Here is a 16,242-nt window from a genome sequence, read left to right on the forward strand (position 1 = left end):
GACCTCGAGCGTCGCGGGGCCGAGCGTGGGCGGCGGCGGGTAGGCGGCGAGGGTCTCGTCGCGCACCTCGCGCCGTCGCCACGAGCGGAGCATGAGCCACGCGGCCGTGCCGACGAGCACGACGGCGACGACGACGCCGATCCAGCGGCTATCCACGCGCCGCCTCCTCGGCGATGCCGGCGGACGCGGCAGCGACCTCGTCGGCCGGGCGCACGGCGCCGTCGAGCACCGTGGGCACGCCGCGATGGAACGTCGCGACGACCCGACCCGGCAGGGTTCGGCCGAGGTAGGGCGAGTTGACGCTCCGGCCCGCGAGCCGCTCGGTGCCGAACTCCGAGGACCCGCTGGGATCGACGAGCGTCAGCTCCGCGGCGGAGCCGGCCGCCACCGGCTCGCCGTGCCCGGCGATGCGCCCGATGCGCGCCGGCGTCGCGGAGAGCACCCGGGCGACGTCGGCCCACCCCATGCGGCCCGGCTCGACCATCGTCTGCTGCACCACCGAGAGTGCGGACTCGAGGCCGACCATCCCGTTGGCGGCCGAGTCCCACTGCCCCTCCTTGGCCTCGACGGGGTGCGGGGCGTGGTCGGTCGCCACGATGTCGATCGTCCCGTCGGCCAGGGCCGCGCGCAGCGCGTCGACGTCCTCCTGGCGTCGCAGCGGCGGGTTGACCTTGAACCGCGGGTCGTAGCCCGCCACGAGCTCCTCGGTGAGCAGCAGGTGGTGCGGGGTGACCTCGGCCGTGACGTCGATGCCGCGGGCCTTGGCCCACCGGATCACCTCGACCGACCCGGCCGTGGAGACGTGGCAGACGTGCAGTCGCGAGCCGACGTGCTCGGCCAGGAGCACGTCGCGGGCGATGATCGACTCCTCGGCGACGGCCGGCCACCCGGCGAGCCCGAGCTCGCCCGAGAGCGCGCCCTCGTTCATCTGGGCGCCCTGCGTGAGCCGGGGCTCCTGGGCGTGCTGCGCGATGACGCCGTCGAACGCCTTGACGTACTCGAGCGCGCGGCGCATGAGCAGCGGGTCGAACACGCAGAACCCGTCGTCGCTGAAGACGCGCACGCGTGCCCGGGAGGCGGCCATCGCGCCGAGCTCGGCGAGCTGCTCGCCCCGCAGCCCCACCGTCACGGCGCCGATCGGCTGCACGGTCGCGTAGCCGGCGGCCTCGCCGAGCGTGAGCTCCTGCTCGACGACGCCCGCCGTGTCGGCCACCGGGAAGGTGTTGGCCATGGCGAACACGGCCGTGAAGCCCCCCGCGGCGGCGGCGCGCGTGCCGGTCAGCACCGTCTCGCTCTGCTCGTAGCCGGGTTCGCGCAGGTGCGTGTGCAGGTCCACCAGGCCCGGGAGGGCGACGAGACCCTCGGCGTCGACCTCGGTCGCACCGGCGGCGTCGGTGACGCGGCCGACCTCGGCGATCCGGCCGTCCTCGAGCAGGAGGTCGGCGCGCTCGCCGGTGGGGAGCGCGGCGCCGCGGATCAGGAAGCGCTCGCTCATCGGGCCTCACCCCGTTCGCCGGACAGCAGCAGATACAGGGCGGCCATTCTCACTGATACTCCGTTCGCAACCTGCTCGCGCACCGTCGACTGCGGGGAGTCGGCGGCGCGGGCGGCGATCTCGAGCCCGCGGTTCATGGGGCCCGGATGCATCACCATCGTAGTCTCGGGAAGCTGGGCGAACCGGTGGTCGTCCAGCCCCCAGGTCCGCGCGTATTCGCGGCTGTTCGGGAAGAATGCGCCCTGCATGCGCTCCGCCTGGATGCGGAGCATCATGACGACGTCGGGCGCCGCGGCGAGGGCGCGGTCGAGGTCGTACTCGACCGTCGCCGGCCAGCCGGTCACGTCGACCGGCACGAGGGTGGGCGGGGCGACGAGGGTGACCTCGGCGCCGAGCGTCTCGAGCAGCCACACGTTCGATCGCGCGACCCTGGAGTGCAGGATGTCGCCGACGATGACCACCCGCACGCCGTCGAGGTCCCGTCCACGCGATGCGGCCCCGTGCAGGCGGCGACGCATCGTGAACGCGTCGAGCAGTGCCTGGGTGGGGTGCTCGTGGGTGCCGTCGCCGGCGTTGACGACGCCCGCGTCGATCCACCCGCTCGTGGCGAGCGTGAACGGCGCTCCCGACGCGTGGTGGCGGATGACCACGCCGTCGGCGCCCATGGCCTGCAGGGTCTGCGCGGTGTCCTTCAGGCTCTCGCCCTTCGAGACGCTGGAGCCCTTCGCGCTGAAGTTGATGACGTCCGCCGAGAGCCGCTTGGCGGCCGCCTCGAACGAGATGCGCGTGCGCGTGGAGTCCTCGAAGAACAGGTTCACGACCGTGCGGCCGCGCAGCGTCGGGAGCTTCTTGACCTCGCGGTCCTGCACGGCGGCCATGTCCTCGGCGACGTCGAGCAGCGCGATGGCCTCGTCGCGCGCGAGGTCGCGCGTGCTGAGCAGGTGCCTCATGCGTCGCCTCCCTCGATCGTGACGGAGTCCTCCCCGTCGACCTCGACGAGGTGGACGTTGATGCGCTCACGCGCCGAGCTCGGCAGGTTCTTGCCCACGTAGTCGGCGCGGATCGGGAACTCGCGGTGCCCGCGGTCGACGAGGACCGCCAGTCGGACGGCGCGCGCCCGGCCGAGGTCGGCCAGCGCGTCGAGCGCGGCGCGGATGGTCCGGCCCGAGTAGAGCACGTCGTCGACGAGCACCACGACGCGGCCGTCGATGCCGTCGCCGGGCACCTGGGTGGGATGCGTCTCGCGGATCGGGTTGCGGCCCAGGTCGTCGCGGTACATCGTCACGTCGAGGGCGCCCGCGGGCACGTCGGCGCCGGCGATCCGGGACACGATCCGGGCGAGTCGCTCGGCCAGCGCCACGCCGCGCGTGGGAATGCCGAGGAGGACGAGATCGTCGGCGCCGCGATTGGCTTCGAGGATCTCATGGGCGATGCGGGTCAACGCCCGCTCGAGGTCGGCCTGCTGGAGCACGGTGCGCACAGCGATGCAGACTCCCTTCTCCGCCTCACGGGACGGACTTCAAGGTTGTCGGTCGATCGATCCTACCAGCGCGCGTCGCCTGGTGACGGCACCGCGACGGGACGGCGACGGCCCCGCTCGCGCGAACGCGGGCGGGGCCGAGCAGTGCGGGCGTCAGCCCTTCGCGTGCGAGACCGCCGCGAGCAGTCCGTTGACGAAACCGGCGGAATCGTCGGTCGAGAGCACGGTCGCCGCTTCGACGGCCTCGGCGATCGCGACCGGGTCGGGAACCTCGTCGTTGTAGACGATCTCCCACACGCCGATGCGCAGCAGCGCGCGGTCGACGGCGGGCATGCGCTCGAGGGTCCACCCGCGCGCGTGCGTCGTGATGAGCTCGTCGATCTCATCGCGGTTGTCGACGATCCCGTCGACGATCTCGCGGGCGTAGAGCCACGACGCCTGGCGCTCGGGTTCGTTCACGGCGCGCTCGGCCTCGGCCACGAGCAGCTGCTCGACCGGGACCTGCCGCATGTCCGCGGCGTAGAGCAGGTCGAGGGCGCGCTTGCGCGCCTTCGTGCGGGCGCTCACTAGTCGTTCACGCGGCCGAGGTAGTCGCCCGAGCGGGTGTCGACCTTGACCTTGGTGCCGGTCTCGAGGAACAGCGGAACCTGGATCTCGTAGCCGGTCTCGACGGTCGCCGGCTTGGTGCCGCCCGAGGAGCGGTCGCCCTGCAGGCCCGGCTCGGTGTAGGTGATCTCGAGCACGACCGACGCGGGCAGGTCCACGTAGAGCGGGTTGCCGTTGTTCAGCGCGATCGTGACCGACTGGTTCTCGAGCATGAAGTTCTTGGCGTCGCCGACGACCTCGGCCGGGACCGTCACCTGGTCGTAGTCGGTCGTGTCCATGAAGACGAAGCCGTCGCCGTCGCTGTACAGGTACGTGAAGTCGCGGCGGTCGACGTTCTCGATGTCGACCTTCGCGCCGGCGTTGTACGTCTTGTCGACGACCTTGCCGGACACGACGTTCTTCAGCTTCGTGCGCACGAACGCACCGCCCTTGCCGGGCTTGACGTGCTGGAACTCGACGACGCTCCAGAGCTGGCCGTCGATGTTCAGGACGACGCCGTTCTTGATGTCAGCGGTGGATGCCATGGAAGTGCTTTCCGTTCGATGGGAGGGGAAGTGCGCGGGCACGCCGAACGGGCGTGCGACTGGTCGAGTGTAGTCGACTCAGCTGTGCGATCGCAGGAGCCAGTCCACTGCGAGCCGGTAGGACTCCGCCCCGAACCCCGCGATGACGCCGGAGGCGACGCCGGAGATCACGCTCGTGTGCCGGAACGCCTCCCGCGCGTGCGGGTTCGACAGGTGGACCTCGACGAGCGGCACGCCCACCGTCGCCAGCTGGGCGGCGGCATCCCGCAGGGCGTAGCTGTAATGCGTGAACGCCGCGGGGTTCAGCACGACGGGCACGCGACGGTCGACCGCCTCGTGGATCCAGCCGATGAGCTCGGCCTCGTCGTCGGTCTGCCGGAGGTCGATCTCGACCCCGTCGGGAACGGACGCCGCGAGGCCCGCACCGATGTCCGCGAGCGTCTCCGACCCGTACACCTCGGGCTCGCGCGTGCCGAGCCGTCCGAGGTTCGGTCCGTTCAGGACGAGGATCGTGGTCATGCCCGAAGCCTAGCGGCGCCGCATCCGGCGCATCGGGCGCCCGTGGCCGAGGCGGCCCGGATCGAACGAGCGCTCAGGACGCGATCTCCTGGTACGCCGCGAACAGCAGCGACTGGTCGGGCGCGAGCATCACGGTCGGCTTGCCAAGGTCGTCGAGCACGATGAACCGGAGCTGGCCCGCGCGCGCCTTCTTGTCGCGCTGCATGGTCGCGAGCAGCGTGTTCCAGCGCCCGGCAGGGTACGACGTCGGCAGGCTGAGGAGGTCGAGGATCCGGCGGTGCCGGTCGGCCACCTCGTCCGAGAGCCGGCCGGAGAGCCGGCCGAGCTCCGCGGCGAAGGCCATGCCCACGGCGACCGCCGCGCCGTGTCGCCACTGGTAGCGCTCGGCGTGCTCGACCGCGTGACCGAGCGTGTGACCGTAGTTGAGGATCTCCCGCAGCCCGGCCTCGCGGAAGTCCTCGGTGACGACCTCCGCCTTCATCCGGATCGCGAGCTCGACCACGCGCCGGAACTCCGGCGTCGCCGGGTCGGTCGCGACCTCCGGATCCGACTCGATGACGTCGAGGATCTCGGGGTACCGGATGAAGCCCGCCTTCACGACCTCGGCGAAGCCGGCCAGGACCTCGTTGCGCGGCAGGGTGTCGAGCAGGGCGAGGTCGCACAGCACCGCGGCCGGTGCGTGGAACACGCCGACGAGGTTCTTGCCCTCGTTCGTGTTGATGCCGGTCTTGCCGCCGATCGCCGCGTCGACCATGCCGAGCACGGTGGTCGGCACCTGCACGATCGGCACGCCCCGCAACCAGGTCGCGGCGACGAAGCCCGCGAGGTCGGTGATCGCTCCCCCGCCGAACCCCACGACGGCATCGGTGCGCGTGAAGTCCGCCTGGCCGAGGATCTGCCAGCAGAACGCGGCGACCTCGACGCGCTTGGCCTGCTCGGCGTCCGGCACCTCGGCGAGGAGCACCTCGAACCGGCCGCCGAGCGACTCGCGCAACTCGGCCGCGCGGGCGCCGAGCGTGGACGGGTGCACGACGAGCACCTTGCGCGCCGCCGGGCCGATCGCGTCGGCGAGGCCGTCGAGCACGCCGCGCCCCAGGCGCACGTCGTACCCGTCCTCTCCGCCGACCCGGATCACGGTCGCCTCCTGCTCGCTCATGCGCGTCCTCCAGCCCACTCGGTGATCTGCGCGACGATCCGCGCGACCGAGCGGCGCGAGGTGTCGATGGTGAGGTCGGCGACCTCGTCGTACAGGGGGCGGCGTTCCTCGCGGATGCGGGTCCACCGCTCGATCCCGCCGTCGGCGAGCAGGGGTCGCCCGCCGCCGGTCAGCCGCGGCGCGACCGCCTCCGGCGTGACGTCGAGGCGCACGACGGGGAGGTCGGCGAGGTCGGCGCGCGTCGCGTCGTCGAGGACCGCGCCGCCTCCGAGCGAGACGACCGCCGGTTCGCGCAGCGCCTCGGCGACGACCTCGCGCTCCACGATGCGGAAGTACGGCTCGCCCTCGCGGCCGAAGATCTCGGGGATGGGTCCGTACCGCTCCGCGATCCTCCGGTCCGTGTCGATGTACGGCACGTCGAGGGAGGCCGCGAGGCGCGCGCCGACGCGTGACTTGCCGGAGCCCATCGGCCCGACGAGCACGATCGGCAGCGGCACCTCCCGGCTCCGGGACGCGGCGGGTCGGGCCGCCGCGTCAGGCACGGACCGCGCCGTCGGCGACCTCGCTCGCCAGGGCGTCGGGGATCGCCGCGAGGTAGGACTCGAGGTTCCGACGCGTCTCGGCGACGGAGTCGCCGCCGAACTTCTCGAGCACCGCGTTCGCGAGCGTGAGCGCCACCATCGCCTCGGCGACGACGCCGGCCGCCGGCACCGCGCAGACGTCGGAGCGCTGGTGGTGCGCGGGCGCCGGCTCGCCGGTCGCGACGTCGATCGTCGGCAGCGCGCGCGGCACGGTCGCGATGGGCTTCATGCCCGCGCGGACCCGCAGCACGGTGCCGGTCGACATCCCGCCCTCGGTGCCGCCGGCGCGGTCGCTCGCGCGGATGATGCGTCCGTCGGCGAGGTGCAGCTCGTCGTGCGCGTCCGAGCCGCGACGCGTGGTCGTGAGGAACCCGTCGCCGACCTCCACGCCCTTGATGGCCTGGATGCCCATGAGCGCCGCGGCGAGCTGTGCGTCGAGGCGGCGATCCCAGTGGACGTGCGAGCCGAGCCCCGTCGGCAGCCCGTAGGCGAGCACCTCGACGACGCCGCCGAGCGTGTCGCCCTCCTTGTGCGCGGCATCGACCTCGGCGACCATGCGCTCGCTCGTCACCGCGTCGAAGCAGCGGAGCGGGTCGGCGTCGAGCGCGTCGACGTCCGATGGCATGGGCAGCACCGCCCCCTCGGGCACGTGCACCGGGCCGATCGCGACCGTGTGCGACACCAGGCGGATGCCGAGCTCGCCGAGGAACGACCGGGCGACGGCGCCGAGGGCGACCCGTGCCGCCGTCTCGCGGGCGCTGGCGCGCTCGAGCACGGGACGGGCCTCGTCGAAGCCGTACTTCTGCATGCCCACGAGGTCGGCGTGCCCCGGGCGCGGGCGCGTCAGAGGGGCGCCGCGTCCGCGACCGAGCGTCTCGGGGTCGACCGGCTCCGAGCTCATGACCTGCTCCCACTTCGGCCACTCGGTGTTCCCGATCCGCAGGGCGACCGGGCTCCCGAGCGTGAGGCCGTGCCGGACGCCGCCCGAGACCGCGAGCTCGTCCTGCTCGAACTTCATGCGCGCGCCGCGGCCGTAGCCGAGCTTGCGTCGCGCGAGGTCGGCGCGGATGTCGTCGAGGGTGACGGGGATGCCTGCGGGGAGGCCTTCGAGGATCGCGACGAGTTCGGGGCCGTGCGATTCCCCGGCGGTGAGCCAACGGAGCATGCCCACCATCCTCCCACAGGGTCCTCAGGCGCTCCGGCGCATGACGTCGAGCACGGACTCCTCGTCGGGCAGCGGCTCGAGCGGATCGCCCGACGTGAAGACCCGGACCTGGAGCAGGGCCTGGTGCACGAGCATGCCGAGCCCGTGCACGAGCCGTCCGCCGCGATCGAGCCAGTCCGACGCCAGCGGGGTGGGCCACGGGTCGTAGGCGACGTCGAGCAGCACGGCGGCCTCGACCAGGGCGGCGGAGGGCGCGACGCCGAGGTCGGTCCCGCCGGGCACCGTGCTCACGAGCAGGTCCGCCGGCGGCGCATCGGAGAGCTCGGCGACCGACCCGACCCGCACGACGAGTCCCACGCGGCGCCCGAGCTCGACGACGCCGAGCGCGCGGGAGGGATCGCGCACGAGCACGTCCACCTCGGCCGCGCCGAGCTCGGCCATCGCGATGAGCGCGGACGCGGCCGTGGCGCCGCCGCCGAGGAGGACCGCCCGGTGGACCCGGTCGACGCCGCCGTGCCCGAGCGCGCCGACGATCCCGCCGATGTCGGTGTTGAAGCCCTGCAGCGTGCCGTCGTCGGCGAACCGCAGCGTGTTGGCTGCGCCGGCGAGGTCGACGAGCCGGTCCGCGCCGTCCAGGTGGTCGAGCACCTCCCGCTTGAGCGGCATCGTCAGGGACAGGCCGCGCCACGCGGCATCCGGGTCCGAGCGCACGCGGGCGATGAGGTCGCCCAGCGTTCCGGCCGGGGTGTCGATGGCGTCGTAGCTCCAGTCGAGTCCGAGCGCGGCGTACGCGGCCCGGTGCAGTGCGGGGCTCTTCGAGTGCGCGATGGGCGAGCCCAGCACGGCGAGCCGGACCCGTCGCCGCGCGGTGCGCGCCGGGTCGCCCGAACGGCGTCCGCCGGTCACCGTCATCCGTTCTCGTCGAGGTACTGCAGGAAGCGCTGGACCGCCGCCTCGTGCTCCTCGAGCGTGGCCGAGAACACGGTCTCGCCCGTCTCGAGGTTCACGGTCACGAAGTACAGCCACGGACCGTCGGCGGGGTTCCTGGCGGCGTCGATCGCGACATCGCCCGGGTTGCCGATCGGCCCGGGCGGCAGGCCCGGATGCACGTACGTGTTGTACGGGTTCGACTCGTCGGCGCGCTCCGCGTCGGTCGTCGTCACGAGCGAGTCGTCGCCCGTGCCGTAGTGCACCGTCGAGTCGAACTGCAGCAGCTGCGAGGGGAACTGGTCCGGGTCGAGTCGGTTCCGGATGACGCGGGAGACCTTGTAGGCGTCCGCCTCCGAACCGGCCTCGCGTTCGATGAGCGACGCGATGACGACGGTCTGCCAGCGGTCCTCGGGGGCGACGCCGGCGTCGTCGAGCGACTGGAACGACCGGTCGACGAGGGTCTGCACGACCTCCTCGGCCGACACGTCCGGCGGGAACGTGTACGTCGCCGGGAACAGGAAGCCCTCGACGCTCGTCGCCTGCTCGGGCAGGCCGAGCGCCTGCGGGTCGGCCGCCGCCGCCTGCAGGTCCTCGATGGGGATGCCGGTGGCGGTCGATGCCGCAGCGAGGGCATCACGAGCCCAGAGGCCCTCCTGGATCACGAACGTGTTCTCGAGCTTGTTCTCGGGATCGAGCAGCGCGTCGAGGGCCGCCTCCGCGCTCATCTGGTTCGCCATCGCGTACGCGCCCGGGTAGAACGTCGGCTCGGGGCTGCGGTCGGTCACCGCCGCGATGAACGCGTCGCCCGAGGCGACGATGTCCTGGCCTTCGAGGTTGGCCGCGATCGCCTCGCCGCCGTCGCCCTCGTTGATCATGAACACGACTTCGCCCGTGCCGGACCCGGTGTAGTCCTCCGGCGGCTGGAAGCGCTCGACCAGCGAGGTGATCGGCCCCTGGAGGACGAACGCCGCACCGGCGACGAGCGCGCCGAGGACCAGGAGCGCGATGAGGCAGCCCCATGCGCCGCGACGACGACGGTTCGGTTCGCGTTCCTGCTCCTCGAGCTCCCACGACGACACCGCGCGACGGTCGGAGCGCGAGGGCCGGGTGCCGTCGTCGATCAGGTCGGCGAACGGGTCCTCCCCGTGCGGGTCGGCGCTGGAGATCATGCCCGGACTGGTCGCAGGGCGGATCGACTCCTCGCCCGGCGCCGTGGCGTCGTCGCGCGCGTAGGCGTCGTACCGCGGATCGCCGGACACCGCGGGAGTCGCACCGATACCGGTGAAGTGGTCCTCCCGCCCGGTGCGCCCCGGACTGCCGACGGCCTGGTCGGCGACCCGACGGTCGTCGCGAGCGGTCCGGTCGTACTCGGCGTCGTATCCGTGCTCGTCGTACCGCTGCTGGTCGTACCCGCGCTGATCGCGCGCGGCCCCGTATCGCCGGTCGTCGTACTCGCGACGGTCGTAGCCGCCCCGCTCGTAGCCGCGCTGGTCGTAGCCGCCGTGTTCGTCGTACGCCGCCTGATCGTGTCCCTGCTGGTCGTACCCCTGCCGGTCGTAGCCGGCCCCGTCGTACCCCCGCTGGTCGTAGCCGGCCCGGTCGTAGCCGCCCTGGTCGTAGCCGGCCCGGTCGTAGCCGCCCTGGTCGTAGCCGGCCCGGTCGTAGCCGCGCTGGCCGTAGCCACCCTGGTCGAACCCGGCCTGGTCGTTTCCCCGCTGGTCGTATCCCCGCTGGTCGAACCCGGCCTGGTCGTATCCCCGCTGGTCGTATCCGGCCCGGTCGTACGTGCGCTCGTCGTACCCGCGCGGGTCGACTCCGCCCGTGGGCTCGCCCTGGGCCGCGGCATCCTGCCCCGCGTCCTGCCGCGCCTGCTCCTCCGCGGCGGCACGCTGCTGAGCACGGAGCTCACGTCGCGTCAGCGGGGCGTTCGGCGTCGACCCGGTCGTGGTCGGCGGGTCGGCGGGCCGACGGCGTTCTGGGGGAAGCTGGGTCACGAGGTCAGGGGCCTTCCTCGACGGAGATCGTGCGTCCGGGGGCGGTGCCCGATGCACGTTCGGCATCGATGGCGTGTTGCAAGATGATAACGGCTGCGGCTTGGTCGATGATGGGCCGCTGCTTGCGCGACGACTTCCCGGCCGACCGCAGCGCCTGCTGCGCGCTCACCGTCGACATGCGCTCGTCGACCAGGCGAACCGTTGCGGCGCCGCCGGCCGCCAGCCGCTCGGCGAAGCCGACCGCGTCGTCCGTCGACGCGGTCGGACGGCCCGACAGCGACAGCGGATGACCCACGACGAGCTCGATCACCTCGTGCTCGCCCGCCAGCTCGAGCACCCGTCGGATGTCGGCGTCCTCCCCCTCGGGGCTGCGCGCCACCGTCTCCACGGGGACCGCGAGGATGGCGGACGCGTCGCAGCGGGCGACGCCGACGCGGACCCGGCCGACGTCGATGCCGAGTCGTGCGCCGGGACGCATCATCAGCTTCCCGCGGCGGACCGCGCGGCGCGCAGCGCGGCGGGGATCGCCGTCAGGTCGGAGCCGCCGCCCTGGGCCAGGTCGGGCTTGCCGCCGCCGCCGCCGCCGAGTGCCGCGGCCATGGCCTTCGCGATCGTCCCGGCGTTCGCCCCGGCTTCCCGAGCCGCCGGCGAGGTCGCGGCGATCGCGAGGGGCTTGCCGCCGACCTCGCCGACGAGCGCCACCACGGATGCCGCGTCGCCGAGCTTCGCCCGGACCGCGTTCGCGAGCGAGCGCAGTTCGTCGCCGGAGCCGAGCCGGCCCGTCGCCTCGGCGACGACGAGCAGGTCGCCCACCCGCTCCGCCTTCGACGCCAGGTCGGGCACCCGATCGTTCAGCGCCTTCGCCTCGAAGGCCTGGATCTTCTTCTCCGCCGCCTTCAGGCTCGCGACGAGCTCACCGACGCGGTCCACGAGCAGGTCCGGGCGCGTCTTGAGGGTGCCGGTCAGCTCCTGGACGAGCGCACGCTCCGCCGCGAACCGCTTGAAGGCGTCCTGTCCGACGAGGGACTCGACGCGGCGGTTCGAGGCGCCCACGGACGACTCGCCGACGATGTTGATCATGCCGATCTCGGCGCTTCGCGCGACGTGCGTGCCCGCGCAGAGCTCGCGCGACCAGGGGCCGCCGATGTCGACGACGCGGACGACGTCCCCGTACTTCTCGCCGAACAGCGCCATGGCGCCGAGCGCCTTCGCCTCGTCGATCGGCATCTCGCGGGTCACCACCTCGAGGTTCTCGCGAACCGCGACGTTCGCGACCTCCTCGATCTCGCTGCGCGTCTCGGATGACAGCGCCTGGTTCCAGCCGTAGTCCAGGCGGAGGTAGCCGGCCTTGTTGAACGAGCCGGACTGGTGCGCGGTCGGGCCCAGCACCTGCCGGAGCGCGGCGTGCACGAGGTGCGTACCGGAGTGCGCCTGGGTCGCGCCGCGCCGGTAGTCCTCGTCGACGACGCTCGTCGCGGGTACGCCCACGCCGACCTCGCCCGCGGTCACCTTCACCGTGTGGCTGATGAGGCCCTTCACTGGCTTCTGCACGTCGAGCACCTCGAGTTCGAAGCCGTCGCCGACGATCCGGCCACGATCCGGCGCCTGTCCGCCGGACTCGGCGTACAGCGAGGTCTCCGCGAGGATGACCTCGGCGGTCTGACCGGTCGTCGCCGAGGCCGACGGACGGCCGTCGACGAGGATGCCGAGCACCGTCGAGTCGGTCACGAGGTCGCTGTATCCCGTGAAGACCGTCTCACCACGCGCCCGGAAGTCGCTGTAGACCGAGAGGTCCGCCAGCACCTTCTTCTTCGACTTGGCGTCGGCCTTCGCGCGCGAGCGCTGGTCGGCCATCAGGGCGTCGAACGCCGTGCGGTCGACGGCGAGGCCGGCCTCATCGGCCATCTCGAGCGTGAGCTCGATCGGGAAGCCGTAGGTGTCGTGCAGCAGGAACGCGGTGTCGCCGGCAAGGCGGTCGACTCCGTCGGCCCTCGTCTTCGCGACCGCGGTGTCGAGGATCGCGGTGCCGGCGGTGAGCGTGCGGAGGAATGCCGCCTCCTCGCCGAGCGCGAGCTGCTCGATCTGCGTGTAGTTCGTCGCGACCTCGGGGTAGGCCGCCTTCATCGCGTCGCGAGACGCGGCGAAGAGCTCCCGGAATGTCGGGCCCTCGACGCCGAGCAGGCGCATCGCGCGGATGCTCCGGCGGAGCAGGCGGCGCAGGATGTAGCCGCGGCCCTCGTTGGACGGCGTCACCCCATCGCTCATCAGCATCAGCGACGAGCGGATGTGGTCGGCGATGACGCGCATGCGCACGTCGTCCTCGTGGTCGGCGCCGTAGGTGCGACCCGACAGCTTCGCCGCGGCGTCCAGGACCGGACGCACCTGGTCGATCTCGTACATGTTGTCGACGCCCTGCTTGATGAACGCGACGCGCTCGAGCCCCATGCCGGTGTCGATGTTCTTCTTGGGCAGTTCCTTGACGATCGTGAAGTCGGTCTTCGACTTCACGTCGGCGATGAGGTACTGCATGAACACGAGGTTCCAGATCTCGACGTATCGGTCGTCGTCCGTGGCGGGGCCGCCGTCGATGCCGTACGCGGGCCCTCGGTCGAAGAAGATCTCGGAGCACGGTCCGGCCGGCCCGGGCTGACCGGTGTGCCAGTAGTTCGTGTCCTTGCCGAGGCCCTGGATACGCTCATCGGGCAGGCCCGCGACGCGGCGCCAGATCTCGCGAGCCTCGTCGTCCTCCTCGTAGACGGTGACCCAGAGGTCCTTCGGGTCGAAGCCGTACCCGCCGTCCGCCTCGGGACTGGTGAGGAGCTCCCACGCGAACGTGATCGCCCCCTCCTTGAAGTAGTCGCCGAACGAGAAGTTGCCGTTCATCTGGAAGAACGTGCCGTGGCGAGGGGTCTTGCCGACCTCCTCGATGTCGTTCGTGCGGATGCATTTCTGCACGCTCGTCGCCCTGGCGTAGGGTGCGGGGACGACGCCCGTGAGGTACGGCACGAACGGCACCATGCCGGCGACCGTGAAGAGCAGCGAGGGGTCGTCCGAGACGAGCGAGGCCGACGGCACGACCGTGTGGCCGCGCTCGGCGAAGAAGTCCAGCCAGCGCTGGCGGATCTCTGCAGTCTGCATGGTTCCGTTCTGGTTCGTGGGAATGGTGGAGCGTTCCCGCGGCGTCCGCGGGAACAGGTTCGGCCCGCGGCGCCTAGCGGTCCTCGGCGGCCCGGAGCTCCGCTTCGCGCGCGTGGTAGCCCTCGGCGACGGCGCGGCCGAACGCGCGCGCCTTGGCGTCGAGACCCGCGAAGAACTCACGACCCTGGGCCGTGCGGTTGACCTGGTGGGCGGCCGCGAACCCGGCTGCCACGCCGACGGTGAACCACAGGATGCTCTTCACGTCTCACTCCTCGCTGGGTCGTGCCGCACGGTGCGCACGCGTCCCACCAGTCTAGGGCGTCGCATCGACCTCGCGAGGAGACGACGAACGGGGCCGCGGCGAACCGCGACCCCGTTCGGGAGCACCGACCGACTAGCGGGCGGCGTAGTACTCGACGACGAGCTGCACGTCACACGTGACGGGGACCTCGGCGCGCTTCGGGCGACGCACGAGCTTGGCCTGCAGCTTGTCGAGCTCGACCTCGAGGTAGCCCGGCACCTTGGGCAGGACGTCGACGTGGCCGCCGGCGGCCGCGACCTGGAAGGGCTCGGTGCCCTCGGAGCGCTGCTTGACGCCGATGACCTGGCCCGGCTTCACGCGGAACGAGGGGCGGTCGACGAGCTGGCCGTCGACGGTGATGTGGCGGTGCACGACGAACTGGCGGGCCTGCGAGATGGTGCGGGCGAAGCCGGCGCGGAGCACGAGCGCGTCGAGGCGCATCTCGAGCAGCTCGACCAGGTTCTCACCGGTCAGGCCGTCGGTGCGGCGCGCCTCGTTGAAGGCGATGCGGAGCTGCTTCTCGCGGATGCCGTACTGGGCGCGCAGGCGCTGCTTCTCGCGGAGGCGGACGGCGTAGTCGGAGTCCTGCTTGCGCTTGGTGCGGCCGTGCTCGCCGGGCGCGTACGGGCGCTTCTCCATGTACTTCGCGGCCTTCGGGGTCAGGGCGACGCCGAGTGCGCGGGAGAGGCGGGTCTTGCTTCGGGACTGGTTGGTCACGATGTCCTTTCGGAGGATTCTCAAACGATGTGTTCCGGGCGCGTTCGACGCCGGAAAGACGATGTTCAGAGGGGTTCGCCGCGGGGCGACCGGCTACAGGTCGCATCCCTTCGCCGTGGAGACCGCGCAGCCGCACGCGAGAATCCAGCTTCAGGCCAGCGACGATCCTATCACGGACGGCGGGTCAGGGTTCGCCGCGCACGATGCGCCGGAGCTTGGCCAGCCGCGCAGACACCTCGCGCTCGTTGCCGTGCTCGGTCGGCGAGTAGTACACCGCGCCCCGGAGCGGGTCCGGCAGGTACTGCTGCGCCACGACTCCGATCGCGTCGTCGTGCGGATACGAGTACCCGACCCCGTGGCCGAGCCGCTTGGCGCCCGGGTAGTGGGCATCGCGGAGGTGCTTCGGAACGCGGCCGAGACGCCCGGCGCGCACGTCGGCGAGGGCGGCGTCGATGCCGAGATAGGCCGCGTTCGACTTGGGCGCGGTCGCGAGGTGCACGACCGCCTGTGCCAGCGGGATGCGGCCCTCGGGCATGCCGATGTACTGCACGGCGTCGGCGGCTGCGACCGCGACGCCGAGCGCGGTGGGGTCGGCCATGCCGATGTCCTCCGATGCGAGCACGATGATGCGGCGCGCGATGAAGCGCGGATCCTCCCCCGCCTCGATCATCCGGGCGAGGTAGTGCAGCGCCGCGTCGACGTCGCTGCCCCGCACCGACTTGATGAACGCGCTGATCACGTCGTAGTGCTCGTCGCCGTCGCGGTCGTAGCGCAGCAGCGCCCGGTCCACCGCCCGCGCGACGATGTCCGGCGTGATCACGGGGCGCCCCGCTCGCGCGCGATCGTCGGCGGCGTCCTCGGCGGCGTCCTCGTCCTCGTCGTCACTCCCGACCTCCCCCGGGTCGGCGGCGGCGGCCGCCGATGCCGCGCGCTCGCCGTCGGCCCGCGCGGCCTCCCCCATCGCGGAGGTCGACGCCGCTTCCAGGGCGGTGAGTGCACGCCGGGCGTCGCCGGAGGCGAGCCGCACGATCGCCGCGCGCGCCTCGGGGGCGAGGTCGACGCGTCCGTCGAGCCCGCGAGGGTCGGCGACCGCCCGGTCGACGAGCAGTGCCACGTCGTCGTCGCCGAGTGGTTCGAGCGTCAGCAGCAGCGAACGCGACAGCAGCGGCGAGATCACGGAGAACGACGGGTTCTCGGTCGTCGCGGCGACCAGGATGACCCAGCCGTTCTCGACCCCCGGCAGCAGCGCGTCCTGCTGCGCCTTCGTGAACCGGTGGATCTCATCGAGGAAGAGCACGGTGGACAGGCCGTAGAGGTCGCGGTCCGCCCGCGCCGCCTCCATGACCTGTCGCACGTCCCTCACCCCGGCCGTCACGGCCGAGAGCTCGACGAACTTGCGACCGGAGGATCGCGCGATCGCCTGCGCGATCGTCGTCTTGCCGGTGCCGGGCGGCCCCCACAGGATGACCGAGACGGCGCCCGACTGCCCGCTCCGATCGGCCGCGAGGGCGACGAGCGGCGAGCCCGGCGTGAGCAGGTGCCGCTGGCCCGCGACCTCGTCGAGGCTGCGCGGTCGCATGCGGACGGCGAGCGGGGTCGCGCCGGCGCGCAGTCCGGCCGCCGTGTCCACCATGCG

Annotated in this window: 16 protein-coding genes; all 16 read right to left on the reverse strand. The window is 72.4% G+C overall.

The features are described from left to right. Positions 1–148: 148 nt before the first annotated feature. Complete coding sequence (locus ABME01_RS10215; RefSeq protein WP_353828301.1) at positions 149–1,495, reverse strand: dihydroorotase; 1,347 nt, start codon at positions 1,493–1,495, stop codon at positions 149–151. After that, positions 1,492–2,445 (reverse strand): aspartate carbamoyltransferase catalytic subunit, encoded by a 954-nt coding sequence (locus ABME01_RS10220; protein ID WP_353828302.1) that lies wholly within the window; start codon positions 2,443–2,445, stop codon positions 1,492–1,494. The genes ABME01_RS10215 and ABME01_RS10220 overlap by 4 nt, the downstream gene beginning before the upstream one ends. After that, a complete protein-coding gene (gene pyrR / locus ABME01_RS10225) occupies positions 2,442–2,981 on the reverse strand; it encodes a bifunctional pyr operon transcriptional regulator/uracil phosphoribosyltransferase PyrR (protein WP_353828408.1) in 540 nt (179 codons plus the stop codon). Before pyrR ends, ABME01_RS10220 begins: the two co-directional genes overlap by 4 nt. 147 nt (positions 2,982–3,128) lie before the next feature. Beyond that, positions 3,129–3,542: a transcription antitermination factor NusB gene (gene nusB / locus ABME01_RS10230; RefSeq protein WP_353828303.1), complete on the reverse strand. Its 414-nt coding sequence runs from the start codon at positions 3,540–3,542 to the stop codon at positions 3,129–3,131. After that, positions 3,542–4,105 (reverse strand): elongation factor P, encoded by a 564-nt coding sequence (efp, locus tag ABME01_RS10235; RefSeq protein ID WP_353828304.1) that lies wholly within the window; start codon positions 4,103–4,105, stop codon positions 3,542–3,544. The genes nusB and efp overlap by 1 nt, the downstream gene beginning before the upstream one ends. A 78-nt stretch (positions 4,106–4,183) precedes the next feature. After that, positions 4,184–4,624 (reverse strand): type II 3-dehydroquinate dehydratase, encoded by a 441-nt coding sequence (locus ABME01_RS10240; protein ID WP_353828305.1) that lies wholly within the window; start codon positions 4,622–4,624, stop codon positions 4,184–4,186. A 73-nt stretch (positions 4,625–4,697) separates the two neighbouring features. Next, entirely contained in the window at positions 4,698–5,780 is a 1,083-nt protein-coding gene (aroB, locus tag ABME01_RS10245; RefSeq protein WP_353828306.1) for a 3-dehydroquinate synthase, read from the reverse strand. Beyond that, on the reverse strand, positions 5,777–6,322 hold the full coding sequence (locus tag ABME01_RS10250; protein WP_353828307.1) for a shikimate kinase: 546 nt from the start codon (positions 6,320–6,322) through the stop codon (positions 5,777–5,779). The genes aroB and ABME01_RS10250 overlap by 4 nt, the downstream gene beginning before the upstream one ends. Then, complete coding sequence (gene aroC, locus ABME01_RS10255; protein ID WP_353828308.1) at positions 6,315–7,526, reverse strand: chorismate synthase; 1,212 nt, start codon at positions 7,524–7,526, stop codon at positions 6,315–6,317. The genes ABME01_RS10250 and aroC overlap by 8 nt, the downstream gene beginning before the upstream one ends. A 24-nt stretch (positions 7,527–7,550) precedes the next feature. Next, entirely contained in the window at positions 7,551–8,438 is an 888-nt protein-coding gene (locus ABME01_RS10260; RefSeq protein ID WP_353828310.1) for a shikimate dehydrogenase, read from the reverse strand. After that, positions 8,435–10,450 carry an endolytic transglycosylase MltG gene (mltG, locus tag ABME01_RS10265; RefSeq protein ID WP_353828311.1) on the reverse strand — a complete coding sequence of 672 codons (2,016 nt, stop codon included), beginning with the start codon at positions 10,448–10,450 and terminating at the stop codon, positions 8,435–8,437. The genes ABME01_RS10260 and mltG overlap by 4 nt, the downstream gene beginning before the upstream one ends. Positions 10,451–10,454: 4 nt before the next feature. Then, the gene (gene ruvX / locus ABME01_RS10270) at positions 10,455–10,928 is read right to left on the reverse strand and encodes a Holliday junction resolvase RuvX (RefSeq protein ID WP_353828409.1); all 474 of its coding nucleotides are present in this window, start codon (positions 10,926–10,928) and stop codon (positions 10,455–10,457) included. 2 nt (positions 10,929–10,930) lie between these two features. Then, positions 10,931–13,588, reverse strand: a complete 2,658-nt coding sequence (gene alaS / locus ABME01_RS10275; protein ID WP_353828312.1) for an alanine--tRNA ligase — start codon at positions 13,586–13,588, stop codon at positions 10,931–10,933. A 73-nt stretch (positions 13,589–13,661) separates the two neighbouring features. Then, on the reverse strand, positions 13,662–13,850 hold the full coding sequence (locus ABME01_RS10280) for a hypothetical protein (protein ID WP_353828313.1): 189 nt from the start codon (positions 13,848–13,850) through the stop codon (positions 13,662–13,664). Between the two features lie 132 nt (positions 13,851–13,982). After that, positions 13,983–14,606, reverse strand: coding sequence for a 30S ribosomal protein S4 (gene rpsD / locus ABME01_RS10285; RefSeq protein ID WP_353828314.1), 624 nt, complete (start codon positions 14,604–14,606; stop codon positions 13,983–13,985). A 184-nt stretch (positions 14,607–14,790) separates the two neighbouring features. Further along, the gene (locus ABME01_RS10290; protein WP_353828315.1) at positions 14,791–16,239 is read right to left on the reverse strand and encodes a replication-associated recombination protein A; all 1,449 of its coding nucleotides are present in this window, start codon (positions 16,237–16,239) and stop codon (positions 14,791–14,793) included. Between the last annotated feature and the right edge of the window lie 3 nt (positions 16,240–16,242).

It is taken from the genome of Agromyces litoreus (assembly GCF_040496015.1).
Taxonomy (GTDB): Bacteria; Actinomycetota; Actinomycetes; order Actinomycetales; family Microbacteriaceae; genus Agromyces; species Agromyces litoreus.

Coding starts and splice junctions, on each gene's coding strand:
- ABME01_RS10215 (WP_353828301.1), bottom strand. CDS start 1,495: ATGAGCGAGCGCTTCCTGATCCGCGGCGCCGCGCTCCCCACCGGCGAG.
- ABME01_RS10220 (WP_353828302.1), bottom strand. CDS start 2,445: ATGAGGCACCTGCTCAGCACGCGCGACCTCGCGCGCGACGAGGCCATC.
- efp (WP_353828304.1), bottom strand. CDS start 4,105: ATGGCATCCACCGCTGACATCAAGAACGGCGTCGTCCTGAACATCGAC.
- ABME01_RS10240 (WP_353828305.1), bottom strand. CDS start 4,624: ATGACCACGATCCTCGTCCTGAACGGACCGAACCTCGGACGGCTCGGC.
- aroB (WP_353828306.1), bottom strand. CDS start 5,780: ATGAGCGAGCAGGAGGCGACCGTGATCCGGGTCGGCGGAGAGGACGGG.
- aroC (WP_353828308.1), bottom strand. CDS start 7,526: ATGCTCCGTTGGCTCACCGCCGGGGAATCGCACGGCCCCGAACTCGTC.
- ABME01_RS10260 (WP_353828310.1), bottom strand. CDS start 8,438: ATGACGGTGACCGGCGGACGCCGTTCGGGCGACCCGGCGCGCACCGCG.
- ruvX (WP_353828409.1), bottom strand. CDS start 10,928: ATGCGTCCCGGCGCACGACTCGGCATCGACGTCGGCCGGGTCCGCGTC.
- alaS (WP_353828312.1), bottom strand. CDS start 13,588: ATGCAGACTGCAGAGATCCGCCAGCGCTGGCTGGACTTCTTCGCCGAG.
- ABME01_RS10290 (WP_353828315.1), bottom strand. CDS start 16,239: ATGGTGGACACGGCGGCCGGACTGCGCGCCGGCGCGACCCCGCTCGCC.